26 protein-coding genes are annotated in these 26,272 nt (G+C 35.3%); 14 read left to right on the top strand and 12 right to left on the bottom strand.

From position 1 onward, the window contains the following. The first annotated feature begins 18 nt into the window (after positions 1 to 18). The 3 genes from ACFSRZ_RS00525 to ACFSRZ_RS00515 are packed head-to-tail and all read left to right on the top strand — an operon-like array spanning position 19 to position 2,449. On the top strand, positions 19 to 372 hold the full coding sequence (locus ACFSRZ_RS00525) for a four helix bundle protein (RefSeq protein ID WP_379664557.1): 354 nt from the start codon (positions 19 to 21) through the stop codon (positions 370 to 372). Positions 373 to 404: 32 nt separating this feature from the next. Then, complete coding sequence (rimO, locus tag ACFSRZ_RS00520; protein WP_379664556.1) at positions 405 to 1,721, top strand: 30S ribosomal protein S12 methylthiotransferase RimO; 1,317 nt, start codon at positions 405 to 407, stop codon at positions 1,719 to 1,721. Beyond that, positions 1,718 to 2,449, top strand: coding sequence for a Dph6-related ATP pyrophosphatase (locus ACFSRZ_RS00515; protein WP_379664555.1), 732 nt, complete (start codon positions 1,718 to 1,720; stop codon positions 2,447 to 2,449). Before rimO ends, ACFSRZ_RS00515 begins: the two co-directional genes overlap by 4 nt. Before the next feature lie 3 nt (positions 2,450 to 2,452). Here the strand turns inward: ACFSRZ_RS00515 and ACFSRZ_RS00510 are convergent, their stop codons facing one another. The 5 genes from ACFSRZ_RS00510 to ACFSRZ_RS00490 all read right to left on the bottom strand — a co-directional run bounded on the left by ACFSRZ_RS00510 (position 2,453) and on the right by ACFSRZ_RS00490 (position 7,330). Further along, entirely contained in the window at positions 2,453 to 2,947 is a 495-nt protein-coding gene (locus tag ACFSRZ_RS00510) for a hypothetical protein (RefSeq protein ID WP_379664554.1), read from the bottom strand. Between the two features lie 123 nt (positions 2,948 to 3,070). Next, complete coding sequence (locus ACFSRZ_RS00505; RefSeq protein WP_379664553.1) at positions 3,071 to 3,487, bottom strand: DUF3995 domain-containing protein; 417 nt, start codon at positions 3,485 to 3,487, stop codon at positions 3,071 to 3,073. A 2-nt stretch (positions 3,488 to 3,489) separates the two neighbouring features. Then, positions 3,490 to 3,924 (bottom strand): hypothetical protein, encoded by a 435-nt coding sequence (locus ACFSRZ_RS00500; protein ID WP_379664552.1) that lies wholly within the window; start codon positions 3,922 to 3,924, stop codon positions 3,490 to 3,492. Between the two features lie 17 nt (positions 3,925 to 3,941). Beyond that, positions 3,942 to 4,766 (bottom strand): hypothetical protein, encoded by an 825-nt coding sequence (locus ACFSRZ_RS00495; protein ID WP_379664551.1) that lies wholly within the window; start codon positions 4,764 to 4,766, stop codon positions 3,942 to 3,944. 80 nt (positions 4,767 to 4,846) lie between these two features. Beyond that, entirely contained in the window at positions 4,847 to 7,330 is a 2,484-nt protein-coding gene (locus ACFSRZ_RS00490; protein WP_379664550.1) for a M14 family metallopeptidase, read from the bottom strand. A 113-nt stretch (positions 7,331 to 7,443) separates the two neighbouring features. Between ACFSRZ_RS00490 and ACFSRZ_RS00485 the strand changes: the two genes are divergently transcribed. The 3 genes from ACFSRZ_RS00485 to rlmF are packed head-to-tail and all read left to right on the top strand — an operon-like array spanning position 7,444 to position 10,562. After that, entirely contained in the window at positions 7,444 to 8,103 is a 660-nt protein-coding gene (locus ACFSRZ_RS00485) for a methyltransferase domain-containing protein (RefSeq protein WP_379664549.1), read from the top strand. Then, positions 8,104 to 9,696 (top strand): bacillithiol biosynthesis cysteine-adding enzyme BshC, encoded by a 1,593-nt coding sequence (gene bshC, locus ACFSRZ_RS00480; protein WP_379664548.1) that lies wholly within the window; start codon positions 8,104 to 8,106, stop codon positions 9,694 to 9,696. Further along, positions 9,696 to 10,562 carry a 23S rRNA (adenine(1618)-N(6))-methyltransferase RlmF gene (gene rlmF, locus ACFSRZ_RS00475; protein ID WP_379664547.1) on the top strand — a complete coding sequence of 289 codons (867 nt, stop codon included), beginning with the start codon at positions 9,696 to 9,698 and terminating at the stop codon, positions 10,560 to 10,562. The genes bshC and rlmF overlap by 1 nt, the downstream gene beginning before the upstream one ends. On the opposite strand, the gene ACFSRZ_RS00470 is transcribed toward rlmF, so the two are convergent. After that, entirely contained in the window at positions 10,559 to 10,924 is a 366-nt protein-coding gene (locus tag ACFSRZ_RS00470; RefSeq protein WP_379664546.1) for a glyoxalase/bleomycin resistance/extradiol dioxygenase family protein, read from the bottom strand. The genes rlmF and ACFSRZ_RS00470 overlap by 4 nt on opposite strands. A 299-nt stretch (positions 10,925 to 11,223) precedes the next feature. Between ACFSRZ_RS00470 and ACFSRZ_RS00465 the strand changes: the two genes are divergently transcribed. Then, positions 11,224 to 11,763 carry an outer membrane beta-barrel protein gene (locus tag ACFSRZ_RS00465; RefSeq protein ID WP_379664545.1) on the top strand — a complete coding sequence of 180 codons (540 nt, stop codon included), beginning with the start codon at positions 11,224 to 11,226 and terminating at the stop codon, positions 11,761 to 11,763. A 51-nt stretch (positions 11,764 to 11,814) separates the two neighbouring features. Here ACFSRZ_RS00465 and lpdA read toward each other — a convergent pair whose 3' ends face one another. From lpdA to ACFSRZ_RS00445, 4 genes are all read right to left on the bottom strand, one after another. Then, on the bottom strand, positions 11,815 to 13,203 hold the full coding sequence (lpdA, locus tag ACFSRZ_RS00460) for a dihydrolipoyl dehydrogenase (protein ID WP_379664544.1): 1,389 nt from the start codon (positions 13,201 to 13,203) through the stop codon (positions 11,815 to 11,817). Positions 13,204 to 13,298: 95 nt separating this feature from the next. Further along, a complete protein-coding gene (argS, locus tag ACFSRZ_RS00455; protein WP_379664543.1) occupies positions 13,299 to 15,071 on the bottom strand; it encodes an arginine--tRNA ligase in 1,773 nt (590 codons plus the stop codon). Positions 15,072 to 15,207: 136 nt separating this feature from the next. Next, entirely contained in the window at positions 15,208 to 15,951 is a 744-nt protein-coding gene (gene ric, locus ACFSRZ_RS00450; protein WP_379664542.1) for an iron-sulfur cluster repair di-iron protein, read from the bottom strand. Further along, on the bottom strand, positions 15,920 to 16,387 hold the full coding sequence (locus tag ACFSRZ_RS00445) for a hypothetical protein (RefSeq protein ID WP_379664541.1): 468 nt from the start codon (positions 16,385 to 16,387) through the stop codon (positions 15,920 to 15,922). Before ACFSRZ_RS00445 ends, ric begins: the two co-directional genes overlap by 32 nt. A gap of 172 nt (positions 16,388 to 16,559) precedes the next feature. Here ACFSRZ_RS00445 and ACFSRZ_RS00440 point away from each other — a divergent pair, with 172 nt between their 5' ends. From ACFSRZ_RS00440 to ACFSRZ_RS00430, 3 genes are all read left to right on the top strand, one after another. Beyond that, positions 16,560 to 17,057: a YkgJ family cysteine cluster protein gene (locus ACFSRZ_RS00440; RefSeq protein ID WP_379664540.1), complete on the top strand. Its 498-nt coding sequence runs from the start codon at positions 16,560 to 16,562 to the stop codon at positions 17,055 to 17,057. Between the two features lie 101 nt (positions 17,058 to 17,158). Next, complete coding sequence (locus ACFSRZ_RS00435) at positions 17,159 to 17,998, top strand: sterol desaturase family protein (RefSeq protein WP_379664539.1); 840 nt, start codon at positions 17,159 to 17,161, stop codon at positions 17,996 to 17,998. Positions 17,999 to 18,038: 40 nt separating this feature from the next. After that, complete coding sequence (locus ACFSRZ_RS00430; RefSeq protein WP_379664538.1) at positions 18,039 to 18,800, top strand: thioredoxin family protein; 762 nt, start codon at positions 18,039 to 18,041, stop codon at positions 18,798 to 18,800. 58 nt (positions 18,801 to 18,858) lie between these two features. Here ACFSRZ_RS00430 and ACFSRZ_RS00425 read toward each other — a convergent pair whose 3' ends face one another. Beyond that, positions 18,859 to 20,085 carry an exo-beta-N-acetylmuramidase NamZ family protein gene (locus tag ACFSRZ_RS00425; RefSeq protein WP_379664537.1) on the bottom strand — a complete coding sequence of 409 codons (1,227 nt, stop codon included), beginning with the start codon at positions 20,083 to 20,085 and terminating at the stop codon, positions 18,859 to 18,861. 4 nt (positions 20,086 to 20,089) lie between these two features. Between ACFSRZ_RS00425 and ACFSRZ_RS00420 the strand changes: the two genes are divergently transcribed. The 3 genes from ACFSRZ_RS00420 (at position 20,090) to ACFSRZ_RS00410 (ending at position 24,034) form a co-directional block, all read left to right on the top strand. Then, entirely contained in the window at positions 20,090 to 21,325 is a 1,236-nt protein-coding gene (locus tag ACFSRZ_RS00420; RefSeq protein ID WP_379664536.1) for an ABC transporter permease, read from the top strand. A 130-nt stretch (positions 21,326 to 21,455) separates the two neighbouring features. After that, positions 21,456 to 22,586, top strand: coding sequence for a serine hydrolase domain-containing protein (locus tag ACFSRZ_RS00415; protein WP_379664535.1), 1,131 nt, complete (start codon positions 21,456 to 21,458; stop codon positions 22,584 to 22,586). Between the two features lie 89 nt (positions 22,587 to 22,675). After that, positions 22,676 to 24,034, top strand: a complete 1,359-nt coding sequence (locus tag ACFSRZ_RS00410; RefSeq protein ID WP_379664534.1) for a pyridoxal-phosphate dependent enzyme — start codon at positions 22,676 to 22,678, stop codon at positions 24,032 to 24,034. 108 nt (positions 24,035 to 24,142) lie between these two features. On the opposite strand, the gene ACFSRZ_RS00405 is transcribed toward ACFSRZ_RS00410, so the two are convergent. Continuing rightward, positions 24,143 to 24,643: a hypothetical protein gene (locus ACFSRZ_RS00405; RefSeq protein WP_379664533.1), complete on the bottom strand. Its 501-nt coding sequence runs from the start codon at positions 24,641 to 24,643 to the stop codon at positions 24,143 to 24,145. A gap of 70 nt (positions 24,644 to 24,713) precedes the next feature. Here ACFSRZ_RS00405 and ACFSRZ_RS00400 point away from each other — a divergent pair, with 70 nt between their 5' ends. Further along, entirely contained in the window at positions 24,714 to 26,027 is a 1,314-nt protein-coding gene (locus ACFSRZ_RS00400; RefSeq protein ID WP_379664532.1) for a dipeptidase, read from the top strand. Positions 26,028 to 26,272 lie beyond the last annotated feature (245 nt).

Here is a 26,272-nt window from a genome sequence, read left to right as displayed (position 1 = left end):
AAAAAGAAAAAGAGAGCTATGAAAGGGTTTAAAAATTTAGTGCTTTGGAGAAAAGCACATGAGTTGGTTTTAGAAGTTTATAAGATGACCTCTAATTTGCCTAATTCAGAAAAGTTTGGATTAATTAATCAGATTCAAAGAAGCAGTGTTTCTGTTCCTGCCAATATTGTAGAAGGTTATGGTAGGAGAAGTATAAAAGAAAAGCTACATTTTTTATATATAGCAAATGGTTCTTTGGAAGAAACAAGATATTTTTTAATCTTGATTCAAGATTTAAACTTTTCAATAACAGAAAGATTGCAAGAGCAACTTTCAGAAGTGTCAAAAATATTAAATACATATATTAAAAAACTGAAAGGAAGTTTGGATTAATCTTTCTCCTTACTCCTTTCAACTAATATACTATGCGTACAAAATCTGTAAAGAAAAATAAGATCAATGTTGTTACCTTAGGGTGTTCCAAAAACATCTATGATTCTGAAGTATTGATGGGGCAGCTAAAAGCCAACGGAAAAGAGGTAGTTCATGAAGATGAAAATGATGAAGGAAACATTGTGGTGATCAACACCTGTGGTTTTATTGGAAAAGCTAAAGAAGAATCTGTAGATACGATCTTACATTATGTTGGAAAGAAGGAAGCGGGAGATGTAGACAAGGTTTTTGTAACCGGATGTTTAAGTGAACGCTACAAGCCGGATTTGGAAAAAGAAATTACAGATGTAGATCAATATTTCGGTACGCACGACCTCCCTAACTTGTTAAAGGTTTTAGAAGCAGACTATAAACACGAGTTGATAGGAGAACGTTTAACTACTACGCCTAAACATTATGCCTATTTAAAGATTGCCGAAGGATGTGACCGACCTTGCTCTTTCTGCGCCATTCCGTTGATGCGTGGAAAACATAAATCAACACCTATTGAAGAGATTGTTACAGAAGCTACAAAACTAGCTGAAAAAGGAATCAAAGAGTTGATGTTGATAGCACAGGATCTTACCTATTATGGGTTGGATATTTACAAGAAAAGAGCCTTAGCCGATCTATTAAAAGAATTGGTAAAAGTAGAAGGTATCGAGTGGATTCGATTGCATTATGCTTTCCCGGCAGGATTTCCAATGGATGTTTTGGAGGTGATGAAGAACGAGCCTAAAGTTTGTAATTATTTAGATATTCCTTTACAACATATCAATACCGAGTTACTGAAGTCGATGAAGCGTGGTACAACACATGAAAAGACTACGGCTTTAATCCATAAGTTTAGAGAAGCAGTTCCAGATATGGCTATTCGTACGACTTTGATTGTAGGATATCCCGGAGAGACAGAAGAGCATTTCCAAGAATTGAAAGATTGGGTAGAAGAAATGCGTTTTGAGCGTTTAGGAGCCTTTGAATACTCTCATGAAGAAAATACCGGAGCTTATGTTTTGGAAGATGATGTACCTGCAGATGTAAAGTTTCGTCGTGTAAACGAAATCATGGAAATTCAGTCGCAAATATCTTGGGAGATCAATCAAGAAAAAATAGGAAATACCTATCGTTGTTTGTTTGACAGAAAAGAAGGGAACTATTTCTATGGGCGTACAGAATTTGATTCGCCTGATGTAGATAATGATGTGTTGGTAGATGCCAGAGAGCATTATATCAAGATAGGTGAGTTTGTTGATGTAAAGATCCATGAAGCCGGAGATTTTGACTTATACGGAACACCTGTAAAATCATGAAAAAAGCGTATTTCAACTGGAGCTCAGGTAAAGACTCAGCTTTAGCACTCTATAAAACACTACAGCAAAAAGAATACGAGATTGGTACCTTGCTTACCAATATAAACCAGGAGTATTCTCGTGTGTCTATGCACGGTTTGCATGAAAACCTGTTGGATGCTCAAGCAGAAAATATTGGACTGCCTTTACAAAAATTGTATTTCCCTGCAGATGTAACCATGGAATTGTACAACCAAAAGATGCATGAGGAGCTTACTAAATTTAAACAGAAAGGTTACGACTATTCTGTTTTCGGAGATATCTTTTTAGAAGATCTAAAAGCTTATAGAGATACAAAACTGGCAGAGGTAAACTTGCAAGGAGTCTATCCTCTTTGGAAACAAGATACGAGAGCTCTACTAAAAGAATTTTTAGCATTAGGATTTAAAGCAATTACAGTTTGTGTAAATGCAAAGCTCTTAGGAGAAGAATTTGTAGGAAGAATTATTGATGAGCAATTTATCAATGATCTACCGGATACAGTGGATGTATGTGGTGAGAATGGCGAATTCCACACCTTTGTTTTTGACGGCCCAATCTTCTCAAAACCTGTAGAATTTGAAATAGGAGAGAAGGTGCTACGTTCTTATACCTTACACGATGATGATTCGGACAACTGCCATCAATCCAAAGAAGAACAAAAGAATTATGATACCAGTTTTTGGTATTGTGATTTGCTTCCTAAATAAGAATTATCGATCAACTCTTTTTCTTACATCTTTTTTAATTCGAGCTCTTAAGACTTCTGAGTATTCCAATAAAAGAGAAGAATCTCTGATGGCTGTTGATAGGCCGTATAATTCTTTGCCCATTTCCTTAACAGCTTTTCCCGATGCTTTTTGTTTTATTTTTTCACCTATCTTAACCATAGCCAATTCAACTTCATAGCTTTCGCAAGTAGGCAACTCAGACCAATAAAGCTCCCAAAATCGCTTGTAATTAGAAGTGAATTCATCAGATGCAATATCTTCTGTGAATACCAAGACAGAAGAGACTTTTAGCGCTTCAGAATATAAATTACTTTGTTTTTCCCAAAAACCCTTCAGGTTTTCCAAAAGGAACTGTTGTTCTCTTTGCGCAATTTCTTTTCTCTTGTTAAGCTGATAGACCAGCCAGTTTCCTAAAACCCCAATAACGGCAACTACAATTACGGGAGTAGAAATGAGTCCTTCTAATAATTTTTCCATTTACTTCGTTAAATAAAAGTCAAATCAATAGCAATCATTTGTTACTAAGGAGAGGACGTAACTTTTTGATTTTGTTAAATCTAAAAAGAAAAAAACAGATGAGAAAATAAAAATGATAGGAAGTTAAGCCACTGCGATAAGAATACCCGTCAATCCTATGCTTAAACATAATGGAGAAAAGAAGCGTGTATCTACTTTTCCAAATTTGGTGGATTTAACACTCTTGAAAAAACCTACATATTTAAAATCGCCAATAGCTCTTACTGTAAAAATGATAGGGATAATCCATGAAGCATAGGTAGTGATCCAGTCAGGTAACGAATAAGAAACGAGTTGAGAATTAAAAAAATAAAAGAGGGAAAAGCTTAACAAGCCTAAACCTACAATTGCACTATCGATCTTTTTAGGATTTAAAATACGTTCTCCATTTACCTTTGTTGGAAGAGATACTTCAAACCCATAGGAGCCTCCTAAAGCCCAATTGAAATGAATTAATGAAAGAACTAGAAATATAAGGGAAAGGATAATAGAAAGTATCATAGTTATTTTTTTCGACGTAATTCTTGAGCAGCTCCGGCATTGAGCTCAAAATCAAAATAGGAGATATGTGAGTTGATTTTCCCTAAAAGACCTTCTATTCGAGTATAGATTTCCGATAGGCTTCTGTAATACGCTAAAACCTTCGAATTTCCGGCATCCAAATATTTATGCTTGGTCCATTCTAGAATATCTTCCTCTTCATGGTAAGTTTCCAATTCGCGTAAAACTAAGCACAAATGAAGTGAAGGATTGTCAATCTGAAAATCTTTGTACTCATCATCAACTATCAAAGTGAATGTTTCTCTATTAATCGTAAAATCTACCCAAACGTGTTCTAAGGCTTTAAAAGGAGCCTGTTTGTCTAAAACCTGTATGTGAACTCTATGGTCTTGACAAAGTTTTTCTAAAGCTTGTATTTCTGGGTAAGATGTAGACATTGTTCTTATAAAAATAACTAAAACCGTTTAGATTTCTTATAGCGTGCCTTATAGGTTTGCATAAGAGATTCTAGTTTTTTTGGAGTGGTATTATAATTGTCGATTAATAATTCTTCAAAACCATGATCAAACTCGTAAGATAAATATGCTCTTCTATGCTTTCCTGATTGACGAAAAATAACTTGTTCATCACGAATTTCTGACCAGCTTTTAAAATCTGTATTGATAGTTCTCATGCCTTTGCTATCTATATAGATTTGCACTTCAGAATTTGTTGCCTGTAAGTATTCTTTATATGCAAGATACCCTCCTAAAACTGTTGCGATGACTCCATATACTAATTGATCATTGATGATTAAATAAACCCCAAAACCAGCTGCTACAAGCATTATTGCCATTTCAATAAAATTGAATTTTGAGTAAAATATTTCAGTCTTTGGAGGTATAGATTGATCTTCTTTGAGTACGTCTTCATTATTGAATTTTCTTTGAAGACGGTTCCATTTTTCTTTATCAGAAAAAGACCAGATTTCAGTTTTGTTAAATATGCTGTCATCAGGCCAGATAAGCTTATCTCTGATCGCTTTTCTTTTTAATTCATGAACATTTCTTACATTTTCAAATGCCCAAACTTTCCATTTAGTAATTAAAAAGCTCCAAATTAGCCAAGCTAAAAGAATCCCAATTAAAAAACCTATACCAATTCCCCAGCTTGGAATTATACCTTTATTTGATAAAAATAGCGCTAATCCAGGAACCCCAAGCATACTAATGAAAACAGGTAAGTTAATCATCAGTTGACCTCTATTTATTGCTTTTGATACAGAGATGTTTTCTTTCATTACAATTTTCAATTTTAAAGCCTATGAAGGCATTATAACAAAAAAATCCCTCCTTGAGGAGGGACTTAGGGAGGTGTCAATTACCTCTTTATTTCACTTGAATTTCTTAAGAAAAGAGCATTCACAAAGAATAGTTTCCCATTATCCCAGAATGATCTGAACAATACATTGTCTACAAAATAAATAATGCTTCCTCCTCCTTTTCTTTCCTCACCAATCAATAAAGACTCAGGAATATTCTTTGCTGCTTTTCTTCCGGCAAAACCAGATACATTGGTAGCGTCTTTGGTAAAGTAAGCTACATTTCCACCGCTTTGTAAATAGTCATAAGAACTGCTTCCTAACTTTAAAGAGAAGTATTCGTCTCCATATCCAAAAGCCAAAGGATGTGTTTCGTCTACTTTACTCTTAAATACAGCACCTGTGATCAAATAATCAGCTCCAGCTCTTTCTTGATCCGCATACGGAGTCAGGTTGGCTTTAGGAGCTTCCTTACTTTTCGATTTCTTTGTTTTTAAAGCAAACCCTTTTTGATTTGCAAAACTTCTCAATGCATTTCCAATAGCAATTACAGTTCCTCCATTTTGAGCAAAGCTCTTTACTTTGTCTAATCCGCTTTTGTTTAATACTCTTCCGTAATAACCATTCGGAATGATCAACACATCATAATTATCTAAATCTACACCACCAAAATAATCAGTATCTAAAACTGTTAAAGGATATTTCAATTGCGTTTCGAAGAAATGCCAGATCTCACCAAAACTTAAAGATGAAGTTCCTTGCCCGGATAGAACAGCAATTTTCTGTCTGTTGATCGGACTTACACTTGAAGATCCAAAATCTTTTCCTGAGTTTACAAAACCAGTATTTACAGCAGTTAATTTTCTTCCGTACTTATTAGCAATTGTAATTATTTTTTCATCAAAATCTTTCTGACGATTGTCATGTCTAAGAACAATCAAAGTCCCTTTCTTGTAGCTGTTACCTTCAGTACTAAAATCACCTTCAGCAAAACGAACGCGAATTCCGGCATCTAACATTTGTGCTAAGAAGGTACCGTCTTCTAAGCTATTCCACTTTGCTAAATAGGCGTATGAATTTCTGCTAGGAGTATTTACAATAACACTTGTGTTTACACCTTTTGCAGAAGGAACTTTAGCTTTAGAAGCCATTGCTTTAAATCCGTGAGCATAAGGAATAGACCATGCTGTAATATCATAAGTTAAAGAATCGGCCAACTTTGCATTAGGCTCAAACAATACTTTTACCATTTTTCCTTTCGGTTGATCTGTATGTACAACAAGATCATTATCAGAAACATTCATTCTTGATTCTTTCTGAGTTTGGTAATTGTATCCTCTTACTTGTCCTTTTTTCGTGTATTCGTAAGCAATTTCGTGCTTGTCTAACAGATCTATTAATCGTTGTGTCTTGTCTTGGTTTTCATTTTTCAAAACATAACTTTTATAAGCAAGCTTTCTGTTGTCGAAAAATTTCTTGAACTCTTCGTTTAACTTCTTAGCATTTTTAGAAGAGATCTCTACCGTAGATAATCCTGTTGTTGTATGATGTTTTACTCTGTCTATTAAAGTCAATTCATACCCATGGTCAGTTTCTATCCCCAATCCAGACATTCCGTGTCCGGCTTGCTCGTATGTCATACCAATAGCCCCCATATAAGTTGGGTAGGTATCTCCATAACTTGGGTATAATAGATCAAAACTCTCTTTGGTAAAATACAACCATCCGTTTTTATCAAAATACTTCGCATGGTTTTTACCGATCTGAGTTTGGAAGTCACGTTGCCAATCAGAGATGATCTCGTGAAAAGGCTCAGCAGCAGGAGCAAAGTAGTATGGATTGTTCTTGTATTGCTCGTGGAAATCAACATGAATATGAGGCAACCACTTATTGTATACGCTCAAACGTTGTTGAGACTCTACTTGAGTAGCCCAAGCCCAATCTCTGTTTAGGTCAAATAAATAATGATTTGGTCTTCCGCTTGGCCATGGCTCCTTGTGTTCTTTCGCATTCGGATCTTTGTTATAAGGTGAGCTGCTTACTTGATTGAACCAGTTTACATAACGATCTCTACCATCAGGATTGATGCAAGGATCGATAATCACCAATGTGTTTTCTAAATAACTTTTTTTACTGGTAACAAGCTCGTACAATGTTTGCATAGCAGCTTCTGTACTGGAAGCCTCATTACCGTGTACATTGTAGCTTAACCAAACAATAGCAATGTCACTTTCTCCATTAGAAGGCATGATTCCGGTTTGTCCCAGGTTTTTTCTTCTAATCTGTTCTAGATTGTCCATGTTCTTTTGAGAAGAAACATAGGCAACATATAGCGGTCTTTTTTCGTTGGTCTCACCGTATTTTTCCAGTTCGACATTGTTTAATTGATCGCTCACATAGTTGAAATACTCAATTACTTTGTGATGGCGTGTAAAACGCTCTCCCGGCTTGTAACCCAAAAATTCTTCGGGCGATTGAATACTTTGCGCAGATATCAGTGTTGACACTGTAAATGCAAATAAAAAAAGAAGTCTGAATTTCATGTAAGTTATTTTGAAAAGACTCAAATGTACTGAATATTTTTGAAGGTAGTTAAATGTTTGTTAGAATGAAATGACCCTTTCGTCTAAGTACCAAAAAATCGTATTTTTGAACTATGACTACAAACGAAAGCGAATGTCAAGTTTCTAAAGTCAATTATACCGAACATTGGGACAAGGCATATACTAAGAATCCAACCGAAAAGCTTGGATGGTACGAAGAAAAATCGACTCAAACTTTAGAGTTAATTTCCAAAACTCAATTACCTAAAGACGCTAGCATCTTACATGTAGGAGCAGGTTCTTCAACACTGATTGACGACATGGTTGAAGAAGGGTACACAAATCAGATTGCTAATGACCTTTCAGCAAAATCATTACAAGATTTAGAAGAACGATTGGGAGAGAAGTCAGACCTAGTTAATTTTATTGTTGATGATCTGATCAAGCCTGAAAAATTAAATACACTAGAAGGTGTAGATCTTTGGAATGATAGAGCTGTGCTTCACTTTTTCCTAAAAGAAGAAGAGCAGAAAGCTTATTTTGATCTGGTTCGAAAAGTAGTTAAACACAACGGATTTGTTCTAATTGCTGTTTTTGCATTGGATGGTGCTGAGAAATGTTGCGGATTGCCTTTACAGCGATACAACGTACAAATGTTACAAGACAACTTAGGGAGTGAGTTTACACTTCAAGAGAGTTTTGATTATACATTTGTAAACCCGTATGGAGGTGAAAGACCTTACGTTTATGCATTATTTCAAAGAAAGAATTAGATGAAAGTTACGCATATACCATTTCAACAAACCGGCTTCTTTTCTAAAACCATGCGTGATTATTTAGAAAAGAATGAAAGCATTCAAGCATACTATCATAATTTCCCAGACATAGATGGTTTCTCAAAACAAATAAAAGAGAAAAAAACAGCTATTTCATTAGCTTCCAGAGAAGTTTTAGTGGAAGTCTTAAAAGATCAATATGCGAATGTTGATATATCAGAAGTAACAGAAATTAACATTAGTTCTTTAAAAGACGAAAATACATTTACCATAACTACGGGTCATCAATTAAATTTATTTACTGGCCCTTTGTATTTTTTATATAAGATCATATCAACCATCAATTTATGTGAAGAGCTGTCTAAGAAATTTCCAAAACAGCATTTTGTGCCTATCTATTGGATGGCTACAGAAGATCACGATTTTGATGAGATCAATTATTTCAATTTTAGAGGAACAAAGGTAAGTTGGAATAGACCTGACGGTGGAGCAGTAGGAAGATTTGATACTGATGGATTGGATGAGGTCTTGGCTGTATTTTCACAGCACTTAGGAGGTTCAAGAAATGCCATCTATTTAAAAGAGCTATTTCAAAAAGCCTATGTAGAGCACGATAATCTTGCCGGAGCTACGAGATATATTGCCAACGAATTATTTAAGGAGTACGGATTGGTAGTTATTGATGCTGATAATGCAGATTTAAAGCGATTGTTTGCTCCGATTGTAAAAGATGAATTGCTGAATCAAACTTCTTTTAAAGCGGTTTCTGAAACAATAGAGGAGTTTGGCAAAGAATATAAAGTTCAAGTGAATCCACGTGAGATCAATCAGTTTTATCTGACAGATACCTTACGTGAACGAATCATTTTTGAAGACGGGAAGTACATTGTAAATGATACTGAGATTACTTTTTCTGAAGAAGAGATCTTAGAGGAATTAGAGAGTCACCCGGAACGTTTTAGCCCAAATGTGATCATGAGGCCCCTGTACCAGGAAGTCATTTTACCAAACCTCTGTTATATTGGAGGAGGAGGTGAGTTGGCTTATTGGTTAGAGTTGAAAAGCTACTTTGAAAAGGTAGACATTCCATTTCCAATTCTTTTATTGAGAAACTCAGTACAAGTTGTATCTGAAAAGCAAGGGAAGAAATTGCAAAACTTGAGTATTTCTTACGAAGAGGTTTTTATGAAGCAACACGAATTGCTAGCAAAAAAAGTACGAGAGAATTCAGATATTCAATTTAGTTTTCAAGATGCACAAACCTTATTAGAACAACAATTTGCAGCTTTGCAACGTGTAGCAGAACAAACAGATGTTTCTTTTGTAGGAGCCGTGAATGCGCAACATAAAAAGCAAATGAAAGGTTTAGAAAACTTGCAAAAGCGTTTGTTGAGAGCTGAAAAAAGAAAGCATGCAGATTTGGTAAATAGAATTACGGATTTACAAGATCAATTGTTGCCTAATCAAGCTTTGGAAGAACGTCAGCGTAATTTTTCTGAATACTATTTAGAATATGGTTCAGGCTTTGTAAAAGCACTTAAAGAAGCTCTTGAACCACTGCAATTAGAATTTACTATTTTAGAACTCTAATGAATTCTAAATCGGGATTACATCCTAAAAATAAGCACAAATCCGGGTATGATTTTCCATTATTGGTAAAGCAAAATCAAGCCCTACAGTCTTTTGTTTCGAAAAACAAGTATGGAAACCTGTCCGTTAACTTTTCTGACCCTAAAGCAGTAAAAGAGTTGAATAAAAGCTTGCTGAAGTCTCATTATCAAATCGATTTTTGGGATTTTCCGGATGAAAACCTTTGTCCGCCAATTCCTGGGCGTGTAGATTATATTCATCATTTAGCTGATCTCATCAATGCTTCAGGAAATCAAAGTGAGATAAAAATTTTAGATATTGGAACAGGAGCCACTTGTATTTATCCGTTGTTAGGAAATGCTTCCTATGGATGGAAGTTTACCGGAACAGATGTAGACACTACTTCTTTGGTAGCTGCACAGAAGATTATAGATAAAAACCAATTAAACGATCAGATTGAGCTTCGATTTCAATCCGATAAGCAACATATTTTGAAGAACATTCTTCAAGAAAAAGATCAGTTTTCTGCAACCATGTGCAATCCACCTTTCTATAAATCGGAAGCAGAAGCTAGAGGTGCGAATGCCAGGAAATCGAGAAATCTGGGAAACAATGCTGTGAGAAACTTTGCAGGAAATAACAATGAGCTTTGGTATACAGGAGGAGAGAAAGCTTTCTTACACAATTATTTGTACGAGAGTTCTTTGTATCCTAAACAAAGCAAATGGTTTACGTCATTGGTGTCTAAAAAAGAAAACGTAGAAAGTCTACAGAAGTCTGCTCAAAAATTAGAAGCCAAGGCTTTTAAAGTAATTCCAATGCATCAGGGAAATAAAGTAACTAGAATTGTTGCTTGGCAATTTTAAATATCCTGAACAATAAAAATAGCATTCTTATTCAAGTCGAAAAAACCGAATTCGTGGGTTCCCCAAGGAGTATTCATTCGTAATTTTTCTGGTTGGATGGTTCCTCTTTCAACAAACTCTTTATAGATAGGCTCAATATCTTCCACAAATATTTTGATTACCGAACCGCCTAGTAATGGATCTTGCTCATTATCTGCATGCCATTGCAGGTGAATGTACAAATGCTCTCTTTTTAATCCGGCATACATATCATCTCCAAAAGCCAAGGTAAAGCCTGTATGTTTCTCATACCATTCAATATCTCTTTTGATATTTTGGGAAGGAAGAACAGGTTCTATTTGTCTGAGATTAGATTTGGCCATATTCAAAGATAAAAAAAACCGAAGATTGGAGTCCCCGGTTCAAAAAGTGTGTATAACCTTTTCTTAGTTAGCAATTCTCCCCACAATCTTGCTTTTTAGTAAACTTAGAATCATGGTTGGAAGTTTTCGTTAAAGTTTTGTTAAGCACAAATATGATGCCAATACTTAAAGAAATATTAAAGGTTTCTTAAGTGTTTAGGAATAATTAACTGATAATTAGCTGTTTGTTGTGTTTTTGTTATCTCTTTTTAAGACTCTAATGGCCTAGTTTAGAGGCAATCAATTAAATAAAAATCACAATGAAAAGATTAATTATCGCTAGTTTCTTGGTATTGATATCGATATCAGGATTCAGTCAAGAGAAAAAATTGACTCAAAAAAAGAAGACAACATTTGGAATTACAGCCGGGTTAAACTCCAATTTCCACACGTTAAATGGGTATCGGAACCAAGAACCTACAAACCTTTACGGAGGGCTGTTTGTAGAAAGATCTTTAAAAGGAAAATTTCGCTTACAGGCAGAAATTTTATACTCTCGAATACAGAGTGAAAACTTCAATATGTTTGAGTTACCGATATCTTTAAAATACGAAATTACGGATAGATTCAGAGTACTTACAGGAGTTCAAGTAAACTATCTATACAATAGAAGAAATCTTAATTTCTTTGATAGAAAAATAGAAAATCCAATTAATTTTGGAGCGCATTTAGGTGTAGAATACGACCTGTCTGAGAAATGGTTTTTGAGTTTGAGATACACACATCGATTTACCAAAAATGTTCATCCTGATATAAATAATATCAAAGGATTCCGATTAGGAATTGGATTCAGGTTCTAATAAAAAAACCGAAGCTTAATGCTTCGGTTTTTTTATGATATTCAATATGATTTACAGGTGAATCACTTCATCATAAGCATCTGCAACAGCTTCCATTACCGCCTCACTCATAGTTGGGTGTGGGTGAACTGCTTTTAATACTTCATGCCCTGTAGTCTCTAATTTTCTTCCTAAAACAGCTTCTGCGATCATGTCTGTTACTCCGGCTCCAATCATGTGGCATCCTAACCACTCACCGTATTTTGCATCAAAGATCACTTTTACAAATCCTTCAGGAGTTCCTGCAGCTTTTGCTTTTCCTGAAGCAGAGAATGGGAATTTTCCAACTTTCAATTCGTATCCTTGTTCTTTTGCTTGCGCTTCTGTCAATCCAACTGAAGCAATCTCTGGAGTTGCATAGGTACATCCAGGAATGTTTCCGTAGTCGATAGCTTCGGTATGCAATCCTGCAATCTTTTCAACACAAGTAATTCCTTCAGCAGAAGCAACGTGTGCTAAAGCCTGACCTGGAACTACATCTCCAATAGCGTAGTAACCCGGAATGTTGGTTTGGTACCAATCGTTTACTAAGATCTTATCTCTGTCTACAATAATTCCAACATCTTCCAATCCGATGTTTTCAATATTGGTTTTAATTCCAACAGCAGACAATACGATATCAGCCTCTAAAACTTCTTCTCCTTTTTTAGTTTTTACGGTAGCTTTTACTCCTTTTCCTGAAGTGTCTACAGATTCAACAGAAGAATTTGTCATTACTTTGATTCCTGATTTCTTGAAAGAACGCTCAAATTGTTTTGATACATCTTTGTCTTCTAATGGAACCAAGTTTGGTAAGTACTCTACAATTGTTACTTCGGTTCCCATAGAGTTGTAGAAGTGAGCAAACTCAACTCCAATAGCTCCGGAACCAACTACGATCATAGATTTTGGTTGCTTTGGTAAGCTCATTGCTTCTCTATAACCAATTACTTTCTTACCATCTTGTGGTAAGTTTGGTAATTCTCTAGAGCGAGCTCCTGTTGCAATAATGATATGATCTGCACTGTATTCAGTTACTTTTCCATCAGCGGCAGTAACATCAACTTTCTTTCCGGTTTTAATTTTTCCAAAACCTTCAATAATGTCGATCTTGTTCTTCTTCATTAAGAACTGAACACCTTTGCTCATTCCTTCAGCAACACCACGACTTCTTTTAATAACAGCTTCAAAATCTTTATCAATAGCTTCTGCTTTTAAACCGTATTCATCTACATGCTTTAAGTAGTCATATACCTGAGCACTTTTTAACAAAGCTTTGGTTGGAATACATCCCCAGTTCAAACATACACCTCCTAAGTTTTCCTTTTCAACTACTGCAGTTTTGAATCCTAATTGAGAAGCTCTAATGGCAGTTACGTATCCTCCAGGACCACTACCAATCACTATTACATCGTATTTCATTTTTTAGTTGTTTTATTTGGGTGATTGAGCGGAGTCGAAATCACACTATCTAATTTTATTAAGGTGTCTTCGACTCCGCTCAGACACCATGTTGTTTACATTCGGTTAGGAACCTGAATTCCTAACAAACTGAATGCTGATTTTATGGTATCAGCTACTTTTTTAGACAGCTGTACTCTAAATATTTTTTGGTCTTCGTTTGCTTCGCCTAAGATAGAGACATTTTGGTAAAAAGAATTGAATTCTTTCACCAAATCATAGGTGTAATTAGCAATCAAAGCCGGCGAATAATTTGCTGCTGCTTGCTGAATTACTTCCGGGTAATGCTCTAACTGTTTGATCAATTCTTTCTCCTTCTCATGCAAGTCAATTCCAGAAATAGTTTTCGAATGATCGAAATCTGCTTTTCTCAAGATCGATTGAATTCTTGCATAGGTATATTGCACGAAAGGCCCTGTGTTTCCTTGGAAATCTACAGAAGCTTGTGGGTCGAATAAAATTCTCTTCTTAGGATCTACTTTTAAAATAAAGTATTTCAAAGCTCCTAATCCGATCATTTTGTACAACTCATTCTTTTCTTCGTCAGAATAACCGTCAAGCTTTCCTAACTCTTGAGAAATATCTCTGGCTGTATTTGCCATTTCTATCATTAGATCATCGGCATCAACTACAGTTCCTTCTCTAGATTTCATTTTTCCGGATGGAAGGTCTACCATTCCGTAACTCAAATGATACAATTGCTCTGCCCAAGAGAATCCTAACTTCTTAAGAATTAAGAATAATACTTTAAAGTGATAATCTTGCTCGTTTCCTACAGTGTATACCATTCCGTTGATATCGGAATAATCTTTAACACGCTGAATAGCTGTTCCAATATCTTGCGTCATGTATACCGCAGTTCCATCAGAACGCAACACCAATTTTTCATCCAATCCTTCATCTGTCAGATCACACCAAACAGAACCATCTTCTTTAGTAAAGAATACTCCTTTGGTCAATCCATCAGCAATCACATCTTTTCCTAGTAAATAAGTATCACTTTCATAGTATAAAGCATCAAAATCTACTCCCAAGTTCTTGTAAGTAATATCGAATCCTTCGTATACCCAACCGTTCATAGTTTTCCATAACGCAACAGTCTCAGCATCTCCAGATTCCCATTTACGGAGCATGTTTTGAGCTTCTACTAAAGAGGGAGCTTGTTTCTTAGCATCCTCTTCAGAAACACCAGAGGCTACCAACTCGGCAATCTCTTTCTTATATTCTTGATCGAATTTTACATAGTAGTTCCCAACCAATTTATCACCTTTCAATCCTGTAGACTCAGGAGTTTCTCCATTTCCATATTTTTTCCATGCCAACATGGATTTACAAATATGAATTCCTCTATCGTTGATGATTTGTGTCTTGTACACTTTCTTACCGGCAGCCTTTAAAATCTCGGCTACAGAATATCCCAAAAGGTTATTTCTGATGTGTCCTAAGTGCAAAGGCTTGTTGGTGTTGGGAGATGAATATTCTACCATCATAGCATCTACAGTTTCACTAACGAAACCGTAAGATTCATTTGTAGCAATACCATTGAAGAAATTGATGTAAAAAGTATCAGAAACAACTAGATTTAAAAATCCTTTTACAACATTAAAATCTTTGATCTCTTCAACGTGCTCTTTTAGGTAGCTTCCCAGTTCTTCTCCAATTTGTACCGGATTCCCTTTTTTGTAGCGAAGCATAGGAAATACAACCACAGTAATATCTCCCTCAAAATCCTTGCGTGTAGCTTGGAATTCTACGCTGGGCAATTCAGTATCAAATAAAGCAGAAAAACCTTCTTTTACTTTTGTTTCAAGTAGTGCTTGAATATTCATCGAATTCATTAAAATTGAAGTGCAAAATTACGTATTTTATTTGTTTTGATACGGATGTCTCTGTTACTTTTATTTGAGTGACAAAAGACCCCAAAAATGCACATTTTAAGAATACAGATAAAGTCGGTTTGAAACCTTAAGACAATGCCTTCGATCGCTTATATTCTTCCTCTATCTCAAGAGCTTTTTTAAACAGAATATTATTTTCTAAATGAATGTGTTTGTGCAGATCTTCTTCAAACTCCTTAAGCATTGCAAAACAAACCCGATAGGTGGTACATGCATCTTCTCCGGTAGTGTACTTATTTGTAAGCTTTGAGATCTTTCTAAATCGCTCTCCTTCATTGTCGTGTTCTAGGTGCATAACGGCAATAGGACTAGAAACATTTTCAAATAAAGGCGAATTGATTGGCTTAGAATCATCTTTAGAGATCTGTGCTAGCTTTTTGAAATAAGGAAACAGAATGAGTTCTTCTTTTTTCATATGTGCAGCTAAGTCTTTGACAGCTTCACTAAATAATACTTGAATATCGAAAAGCTCAGGATGTTGTCTTCCGTGTACTTTACAGATCTTATTTAAGAACTCTAGGATAATAGGAGATTTTTCTTCAACATACTTATGATGCTTGTTGTAGATATAATCAGACAGAAAGCCAATATCCCAAGACAGATAGTTGGTATCGCTTTCTACTTCTTCTTGAATGTATTGGTTAATTTCTTGGATCAAATACTCAGGATCGATCTCTTTGAGCTCTGAAACTTCTTGAATTGAACGTTGTCCGTTACAGCAAAAATCAATTTGATGACGTTTAAAGATATTGGCAGCTTTGTAATTCTCAGCAACAATATCACTTACGAGAGTTTGTAGGTGAATTTCCATAATTTAATGAGGTTAAATGTTGAATACCATAAATAGCAAGGCAGATAACTTTTACAACTTCCAAGAGTACATAGTAGAGGTGTAGGTTACTTTCCGGTACATTTTGCCCTTCAATGATCGCAACTGCTCTTTTATCTAATTCAGGGAGTAGGTAAAGAGTTTGAGCAAGTATGATCACTGTGAGTACAATTAGAATACTGTTGTTTTTTCTAATTCCGGCTCCGGATAAGAACACACTAAGAAGGATGATGAGCAAACAAGCGATTTCTACTTTATTAAGAGCGCCAAATACCAACCTCCCAATTCCCAATCCAAGTTCTGTAGTAATTCCGGGAGCCTGAAACTTAAGCCAAGCTTCCATAAAGCTGATAGCCAATACAAATCCTAACCAGATAAATATCAGGGAAGTTCTAATTTTAAATGCCTTGTGGTACATAATTTTTTATTTTGAGAAGAATTACACTTCTTCAAAAATACAAGACAAAGTTCTATATCAAACCACAATTATTTTATGACTGAAATCACAATGGAAAGAATAATTAAAGGGAATTTGAAAAAGGAACTTGAGGAAGTAGATTCTTATGGATCATTTCTCCTACTTTTGCATTATGGACGAACGACTGGAAGAATTACCAAAATTAGCAAAGGAAGCACTACAGGAGAACAAGAAGTATTTTCAAAAGCTTAAGAAAAGAAAACCTAAGCGCTTGGATGTTTTAATGCAGAAATTGCACGATGAAGAGTTTGAAAGAACAGACTGTTTGACTTGTGGGAATTGTTGTAAAACAACCAGTCCAATGTTTACAGAAAAAGATATTCAACGTATAGCAAAGCACCTGCGTATGAAAGAACGTCAATTTGTAGATCAATATCTAGAGAGAGATTCAGATGATTTCATGGTGTTAAAGTCGGCGCCTTGTACCTTTTTAGATGAGTCAGATAATACTTGTTTTATCTACGATGTAAGACCAAAAGCCTGTTCAGAATATCCACATACCAATCGAAGAAAGTTTCTACAGATCACAGATCTGACAATTAAGAATACAGAAATTTGCCCGGCCACCTATAGTATTGTAGAAGAATTGAAGAAACGTTTGCCGTTATAAATACTCCATGATCCTCTCAAGAGGATGTTTCCAATTCCTTCCAAGAAGAGGGTTAGGGAGGAGACAATAAATTCCTTATTTTAGAAGGAAATTTACACATCTTGGAAACCATATTCAATTACTTCGAGAACATTCCCTCGCTTCACAGAAGCATTATTTTGGTTGGAGGAATCACCTTTTTTTGGTTGTTAGAAGGCGCCTTGCCACTGTTTCGTTTTAGTTATCACAAATGGAAGCATGCGTTTCCAAATCTGTTTTTTACAGCAACTACAGTAGTCATTAATTTTGCTTTAGCATTTTTATTGTTAAGTACAGCAGATTGGGTAAAAGCCAATGATTTTGGTATTATCAATTGGTTGCCGGAAATGTCTACAGGAGCAAAGATTGTTCTAGGAGTCTTGCTCTTAGATTTCTTTGGAGCCTACCTGCCACATTTAGTAGAACACAAAGTAAAGCCTTTATGGATGGTTCATTTGGTACATCATACAGATCATAAAGTAGATACAACTACGGCAAACAGACATCATCCATTGGAGAGTATGATTCGATTTACATTTACCCTGTTCGGAGTCTTTATCATTGGAACTCCTATTGCTATTGTAATGCTGTATCAATCTATGTCGCTCATCTTTACGCAATTTACTCATGCCAATATTAAAATGCCCAAACGGTTGGATAAGGTGTTGAGTTATGTGATTGTTTCTCCCGATATGCATAAAATTCACCATCATAATCTATTACCTTACACAGACTCTAACTACGGAAATATATTTTCTGTCTGGGATCGTTTGTTGGGAACTTATATGTATTTGGATAGAGAAAAGATCGTGTACGGAGTAGATACCTTTCCGGATGAAAAGATCAACAGTAATTTATGGGAGTTATTAAAACAACCTTTTCAAAAATATAGAAAACCAACAGTTTCAGGAAAATCGGAATGATTTTTGCTGCTGAATTAATTGAACTCAAAAAAAATATATTATGAAAAAACTTTACTTATTACTCGTTGTCTTTCTAATTTCTATCACTGCAAATGCAAATGATATTTGGTACAATTCTTATGAAGAAGCTAAAAAAGAAGCAGCCAAGTCAGGAAAGATGATCTTTGTGAATTTTTACAACCCAGCGACTCCTTATGGAAGGCATTTTGAGAAAATTGATTTTAATGATTTTGAAACGCAATTGCTTAAAAGAAACTTTGTTTTTGTAAGCTTGGAAGTAAGTGATGAATACAGAGAAAGACCGTTACTGGCAAGAAAATATAGCTTGCCAATGTATCCGGAGTTTATGATGATTTTTGATCCGAATGGAAAAATGTTATTGCAATGTTCTACAGATGTAACCAAAAGTCAGATTAAAAAAATTCTGAAAGCCTATTCTCCTGTATTCAATTCTCTTCACAAAGACTTTACCACCTATGAAAAAGAAAAAGAAACAAGAAAAGCTATAGAAATTGCCAGTAAGTATTTAGTTCTTTCCTTGCAGTATGAAGGAAAATTAAAAAGCAGGTTTATAAAAACCGGAATTACCTACTTAGAAGAGGTAGAAAAAGAAGCTACAAAGGCTGAGAAGCAACGAATAGCTCTACTGAAACATGTATATGCATGTACTTTAAAAGATAAAGATAAAAAAGCGTTAAAGAGGTTAGAAAAGATGTTTTCTAAAGAAGAAATACATGATGAAAACAAAAGACTCTACAGTTTCTTACGCAATCACATTGCTAAAAAATTAGAAAAGAGCTAAAAATTATTTAGATATATATGAGCCCGGATTTTTAAATCCGGGTTTTATTTTTCTAATTCTATTTGTACAACAAATACTTCGCTCTTACTTTTTTAAACTTTTCCAAACCTTCTTTCCAGGTACGTTTAATGTCTGCTTGAGGAACTTCTCCTTCTAATTGCGATTGTAACATAGTAGTACCTGCTAGTTTGGTAAAGAACTTATTAAAGAAATTCTTGGTTGTGTTCTCTTTGCAAGCTTTCATCAACCAACTTAGATTCAATTCTTTTAAACGTGGCGTTTTTCTCAAATCTTCACCATAGCAGATCATATAAGCATGTTTTGGGTACTTAGCTCCTTCATTAGGAGAAGGCGTGTATGAAAACGGATTCTTATCACTTAAAAATGGTGAACCGTATACTTGAAATTGCATATCAGTCCCGCGACCCGCACTAACGTTAGTACCTTCAAAAAAGCACAAACTAGGATACAGGTTTATAGAAACATCATTTGGTAAATTAGGAGAAGGCTTGATTGGTAAGCTGTATTCAGATTGATGTGTGTAATTCTTTAAAGGAATCACAGTAAGCTTTGCTTTGATACCGTTGGCTAACCATTTCTCTCCATTGATCATTTTTGCATACTCTCCAATTGTCATTCCATAAACCACAGGAACCGGGTGCATACCCACAAAACTCTTATGTTCTGGTTCTAAAACAGGCCCGTCTATATAATGTCCGTTAGGATTTGGTCTATCCAAAACAATTACAGGAATTCCAGATTCAGCACAAGCTTCCATCACATAATGTAATGTAGAAATGTATGTGTAAAAACGAACTCCTACATCTTGAATATCAAAAACAACAGCATTAATTCCTTTCAATTGTTCTTTACTAGGCTTCTTATTCTTGCCGTACAAAGAAATGATAGGAAGCCCGGTTTTTGTATCTACACCATCTTTGATCTCTTCACCGGCATCTGCTTTTCCTCGGAATCCATGTTCCGGAGCAAATACTTTCTTTACAGTAACTCCATTGTAATTATGCAAGAAATCTACCAGGTGTTGTGTTACCTTTTTAGATCCCATCACATTTTCTGAAACTTCTGCTCTTTGTAGAACCGATAAAACCGAAGTTTGATTGGCTACAACGGCAATTTTTTTACCTTTTAACTTTTTGAGATACAATGAGGTTTGGTCTGCCGCCGTTACAATAGTGTTTGATGAGTTTTGAGCACAAGAACTCATATGAATCATCAGTAAAAAAGCAAAGAATAAATACGTACTTTTACGAGCAGTTAAAATCATAGAATTGAATTACGAATTATTTGTCGCCAAACGGATTATTGCCGGTAAGGAATACAAAAGTAGCATATCGTCTCCAATAATTAAAATTGCAATCACAGCAATTGCTTTGGGAATTATTATCATGATGATCTCGGTAGCAACCGGAGCCGGATTACAACGTAAGATTCGTGATAAAATGTCGGGCTTTAAAGGGCATGTGCAGATTACAAATTACGACAATAACAATTCTGATGTTTCTATTGCACCTGTCAGTATCAATCAAGATTTTTATCCAAACTTTAAGAACATAGACGGGATTAAGAACGTACAAGTCTTTGCCAACAAAGCAGGTTTGATCCGTACCAAAACAGATTTCGAGGGAATTGTTTTTAAAGGAGTTTCTACGGATTATGATTGGTCTTTCTTTAAAGAATATTTGGTTGAAGGAGATGTGCCAAATTTTGACCAAAAAAGAACTCGCGATATTCTGTTGTCGAAAACATTGGTAGACCGACTCAAATTAAAACTGAACGATACTGTTTTAGTTTCCTTTTTAAAATCTTCAAAAAACAAACTACCAAGCAATTATAAGTTAATCATCAAGGGAATCTACAGTACAGGTTTCTTAGAGTTTGACCAAAGTATGATGATTGGCGATCTACGTGAAGTAAGACGATTAAACAAATGGAAAGACGATGAAGTAGGAGGCTTTGAAGTGATTATTGATGATTTTGATCAACTCACAGAAAAAGGAAATGAGATCTACAGCCAAACAGGCTCTACATTGGATTCTAAAACCATTGTAGGAAGTTATCCGGCTATTTTTGAATGGATAGACCTGTTTGATAATAATATTTGGTTTATTATCGGAATTATGATCCTAGTGGCAGGAATTAATATGATCACAGCTTTATTGGTGTTGATCTTAGAGCGTGTGCCTATGATCGGAGTTTTAAAAGCTTTAGGAAGCTCTAACTGGAGTATTCGTAAAGTATTCTTATACAATGCAACCTATTTGATCTTACAAGGATTGTTTTGGGGAAATTTGATAGGACTCACAATTCTTTTAGCACAACAATACTTTGGTTTTATCACGCTAGACCCAGAAAATTATTACGTTTCTGAAGTGCCTGTGTATATCAATGTGTTTTCAATGTTATTGCTAAACATAGGAACCTTGGTTTTGTGTTTTGCTATGTTGTTAATTCCTTCTGTAATCATAACAAAGATTCAACCTTCAAAATCCATCCGATTCGCTTAGCAATTTACTGGTTTTAAGTAGGTTTTGTAGAAATTCGCAACTCCTCTAATAAGCTTTCGTCTATAGTGTAAAATAATTCAAATATAGATTTCGATCAGAACTCTATAAGAACAAGCTCATTTTACACTTTATGAAACACATCAAACGAATAACATGGATTGCTGCACTGTTTTTTTGCACAGTAGCACTATCTCAAAAGACTACAAAAGCTCAAGAGAAAGGGGTATATACAGCTTTTGGTAAAGCCTTAGACTCATTAAGAAAAGCACAACATATTCCGGGACTGGCAGTGGCTATTGTAAAAGATAAAGAACTGGCGTGGTCTACAGGTTATGGAGCTTCTCATTTTGATACAGGAGATGGATTTGAATTTCAAAAGGTCACGCCTGATACTCCTTTTTGGATTGCTTCTGTAACCAAAACTTTTCTAGGGCTTTTGTTTTTACAACTGGAAGAAGAAGGTAAGGTAGATTTGAATAACCGAATTAATGACATGCCGGGGTGGGCAGGCTTTTGTAACTGGTTGTCAAATTCTAAGATCATTTTTGGTAAAGATCTGCGTTGTAAAGAACCCATCACAATTCAGAATGTTCTCAATCATACGGTTAATGGAAAGCCGGGAACTCGATTTTTTTACAATCCTATTATGTATTCCAGGCTTTCACGATATGTAGAATACATGCATGGAAATCCGATCCAAGCAGCTGAAAGAGGTCATAATACATTGGCACAGCTTATTCAGGAAAAGATTTTGGGGCCGGCAGATATGAGTTGGACAATGGCTAGCCAATGGCAGCGAGATAAACCTCACGTATTCTTTGATATGTCGCAAGGTTACAAGTATAAAGAAGGTAGGTATAGAGAGCTATTACGCCCGGAACGACATCTTGCTGGCGGAGCGGGTATTGTATCTACAGTTAATGATCTTGCTAAATATGATATTGCTTTAGATAATGGAGTTCTGGCTTCTGAAGCTGTAATGAAAAAACTATTTTCTCCGGCAACTAATCCGGAAGGAATCAAGCTTCCTTATGCTTTTGGGTGGTATGTACAGGAATACCGTGGTGAAAAATTGATTTGGCATGCGGGGTGGGATGAAGAAGCAGGGTTTACCGCCTTGTATCTTAAGGTTCCAGAAAAGAAACTTACATTACTACTTTTAGCAAACAGTGAAGGCATGTGGTGGGGAAATCCGTTGGATGGAGCAGCAGTTCATAAATCTAAATTTGCAAAGTTATTTCTAGACACTTTTGTGTTCTAGTTATGCAATTAAAAAATCATCGCCTTTATTGTGAAATACAATTATACATTGTTAAATATTTCGTTCCTTTGCACCACAATTTTAATTGAATGAACTACGCTAAAAATATATTAGAAACCATAGGAAATACTCCTTTGGTAAAATTAAATTCTGTAACCTCAGAAGTAGATGCCTTGGTACTGGCAAAAGTAGAAACTTTTAACCCGGGAAATTCGGTGAAAGACCGTATGGCATTAAAGATGATTGAAGATGCAGAGGCAGACGGACGTTTAAAACCGGGAGGAACCATTATTGAAGGAACTTCAGGTAACACAGGAATGGGATTGGCTTTGGCTGCAATTGTAAAAGGGTACAAATGTATTTTTGTGATCTCTGATAAGCAGTCTAAAGAAAAGATGGATATCCTAAGAGCAGTAGGAGCAGAGGTAGTTGTATGTCCAACGAATGTTGAACCGGATGATCCAAGATCATACTATTCTGTTTCTAAAAGATTAGGAGAAGAAACACCAAACTCTTGGTATGTAAATCAATATGACAACCCTTCTAACGCTGTAGCACACTACGAGCAAACTGGACCTGAGATTTGGGAACAAACAGAAGGAAAGATCACTCATTTTGTAGTAGGAGTAGGAACCGGAGGAACCATTTCTGGAACTGCGAAATACTTAAAAGAGAAAAATCCAAACATCAAGATTTGGGGAGTAGATACGTACGGATCTGTATTTAAAAAATACCACGAAACAGGAATCTTTGATGAGAATGAGATCTATCCATACATTACCGAAGGAATTGGAGAAGATATCTTACCTGAAAATGTAGATTTTAGTCTGATTGACGGATTTACGAAGGTAACCGATAAAGATGCGGCTGTGTATACGAGAAAGATTGCAAAAGAAGAAGGGATTTTTGTTGGAAACTCTGCGGGATCTGCCGTAAAAGGAATTCTTCAATTGAAAGAGCACTTTACCAAAGATGATGTAGTTGTTGTGTTATTCCACGATCACGGAAGTCGTTATGTAGGAAAGATGTTTAATGATGATTGGATGCGTGACAGAGGATTCTTAGATGAAGAGATTACTACAGCAGAAGATTTGATCAAAGATCATGCAGACAAACCTTTATTGACTGTAAGAACAGAAGAATTGGTTTCTCATGCAATTGAAAGAATGAGAGAATATAAAATATCTCAAATTCCTGTTGAAGATTTAAACGGATTTGTTGGGTCTGTAGATGAATCTACCTTGTTAAAATATTTCTTAGAAGATAAGAACATTGCAGAAAAACCAATCAAAGATGTGATGGGAGCTGCTTATCCTATTGTGAAAAAAGATGCTTCTATAGATAAAGTATCTAAGCTGATCAATAAAGACAATCAAGCTGTTTTGGTTGATCTAGGAAATGGAAAGCACCACATCATTACCAAGTACGATATTATCAGTGCAATCTAAGTCATATGTAAAAACGGTCAGAGTCGAAATGTAAGAAGTTCTCGACTCCGTTCGAACAGACAAAATATCAGACATAAAAAAGGAGCTTTTAAAGCTCCTTTTTTATGTCTAACATCCGCAGAAAATATCAACGACACTCTCTGACTTAGATTGTTTTATTTTATAATAGCAACCGGCCTCTTCATTTTTTGGGCCATATTCATTCTTGCCTTTGTACCAAACACTTTCTTCATTAGAAGGATTTGCCTTGTCAATCTGCTCTATCCATTTTTTCAATTTCGCCAATTCAGTTTTTGGAAAAACAATTTTCTCTTTCATAGGGGCAGCTTCACCACAGTTGTGGTATGTGTATGTGATCCCAAACTCAAATTTCATGGTATAACCACATTCAACTCCACCCATTTCTTCATCATTCTTTACATCTACTTTTCCAGAGACAGCTTTGTAATTTGCTTGTAAATAAGATACGATGATATTCATCTGGTAATTGCTCTTCTCAAACTTTTGTTTGAGTTTTTTTGCATTAGGAGTTTTTAAAACAAAAGATTCCTGTGCAAAGAACAAAGTGCTGTTGCATAAAAAGAAAAGAAGTAAATATCTGACTTTCATAATTTAAAAGTAATAAAAATTGAATAGACTAAGATTCCTATCTTTAACAGCAATAACTAAACCAATTGAAATGAAAGCATTTAAAATTCTCCTTTTATTCGTACTTATTGCTTCCTGTGCGAAAGAAAAAACAAATGAAAACAATCCTATGGAGTATTCAGATGAGGTACTAAAAAAAGCCAAAGAAATTCATGAGAAAGTGATCAAACTAGACACGCATGTCGATATCAACGTCAATAATTTTACGGCAGAGAAAAATTATAATCAGAAACTTAGCACTCAAGTAAACTTGCCATTTATGGATGAAGGTGATTTGGATGTTGCTTGGTTAATTGTGTATACCGGGCAGGGAGAGTTAAATGAAGAAGGATATGCAAAAGCATACAAGAATGCAATTAGTAAGTTTGATGCTATTCATAGATTGGTGAATGAATTAGCGCCCGACAGAATTGGTTTGGCTACGAGTTCTAAAGAGGTAAAAGAGATCGACTCAAAAGGAAAAAGAGTGGCTATGATCGGAATTGAGAACGGATATCCTGTGGGTACCGATGTTTCTCGAGTAAAAGAGTTTTACGATCGTGGAGCTAGATATATGTCGTTGTCACATAACGGACACAGTCAACTGTGCGATTCCAATACCGGAGAAAAAGACAGCATTTGGTTGCATAACGGTGTAAGTGAATTAGGAAAAGAAGTGATCAAAGAAATGAACAAATGGGGAATGATGATTGACGTTTCTCATCCTTCAAAAAAATCGATGAAAGATATGATCGAACTTTCCAAAGCACCAATTATAGCTTCGCATTCTTCTGCAAGAGCTTTGTGCAATCACAGTAGAAATTTAGATGATGAACAATTGGAATGGTTAAAAGAAAATGGAGGTGTTGTACAAACTGTGGCTTTTAGTTCTTATTTAAAGACTGATAAGCACAATGCATACAGAAAAGCACTTGGTGAAGAAATGAAAATAGTAGCTAAAGAAGAAGGTTTTGAGATCAAACCTTGGGGAGAAGTGAGAAAGATGAAAGACGAAGAAATTAGTGAATACATTGCCAAACGAAGAGAGGTCTCTAAGAAAGCAGCAGAAAGTGTAAAAAGCAAAGCTCAACCTGTTGATGTGGCAGATTTTGTAGATCATATAGATTATTTGGTTGAAAAGATCGGGATTGATCACGTAGGAATTAGCTCTGACTTTGATGGTGGAGGAGGAATCTATGGATGGGATGATGCATCAGAAACTTTAAATGTTACAGCCGAGTTGGTAAAACGAGGATATACAGAAAAACAGATCGCTCAATTATGGAGCGGAAACTTATTGAGAGTTTTAGATGAAGTAGAAAATATAGCTAAGAAAATACAGTCTGAAGAAACAAGTACAGAATAAGTATTTTGTAAATACAAAAACCACCTCAGGCGAGGTGGTTTTTACTAATCAACTAATTCAAATAATTTACACAATGAAAACAATTTTACTTGCTTCGTAAAGTATATTTCAATTACCGTGCCAAAATGAATTATTTTTGATTTTTTTGTTAAAAAGATGTGATTTTTATTTTTATTTAACATTTAAAAGAAAATAATTATGAATTCTTTAAAATGTAACCGTTTTCGCTTTGAAAAAATCACAGT

The organism is Pseudotenacibaculum haliotis (genome assembly GCF_042684245.1).
Lineage (GTDB): Bacteria > Bacteroidota > Bacteroidia > Flavobacteriales > Flavobacteriaceae > Polaribacter > Polaribacter haliotis_A.
Note: the sequence above shows the minus strand (reverse complement) of the source record. Positions and strands in the feature narration are given on the sequence as shown.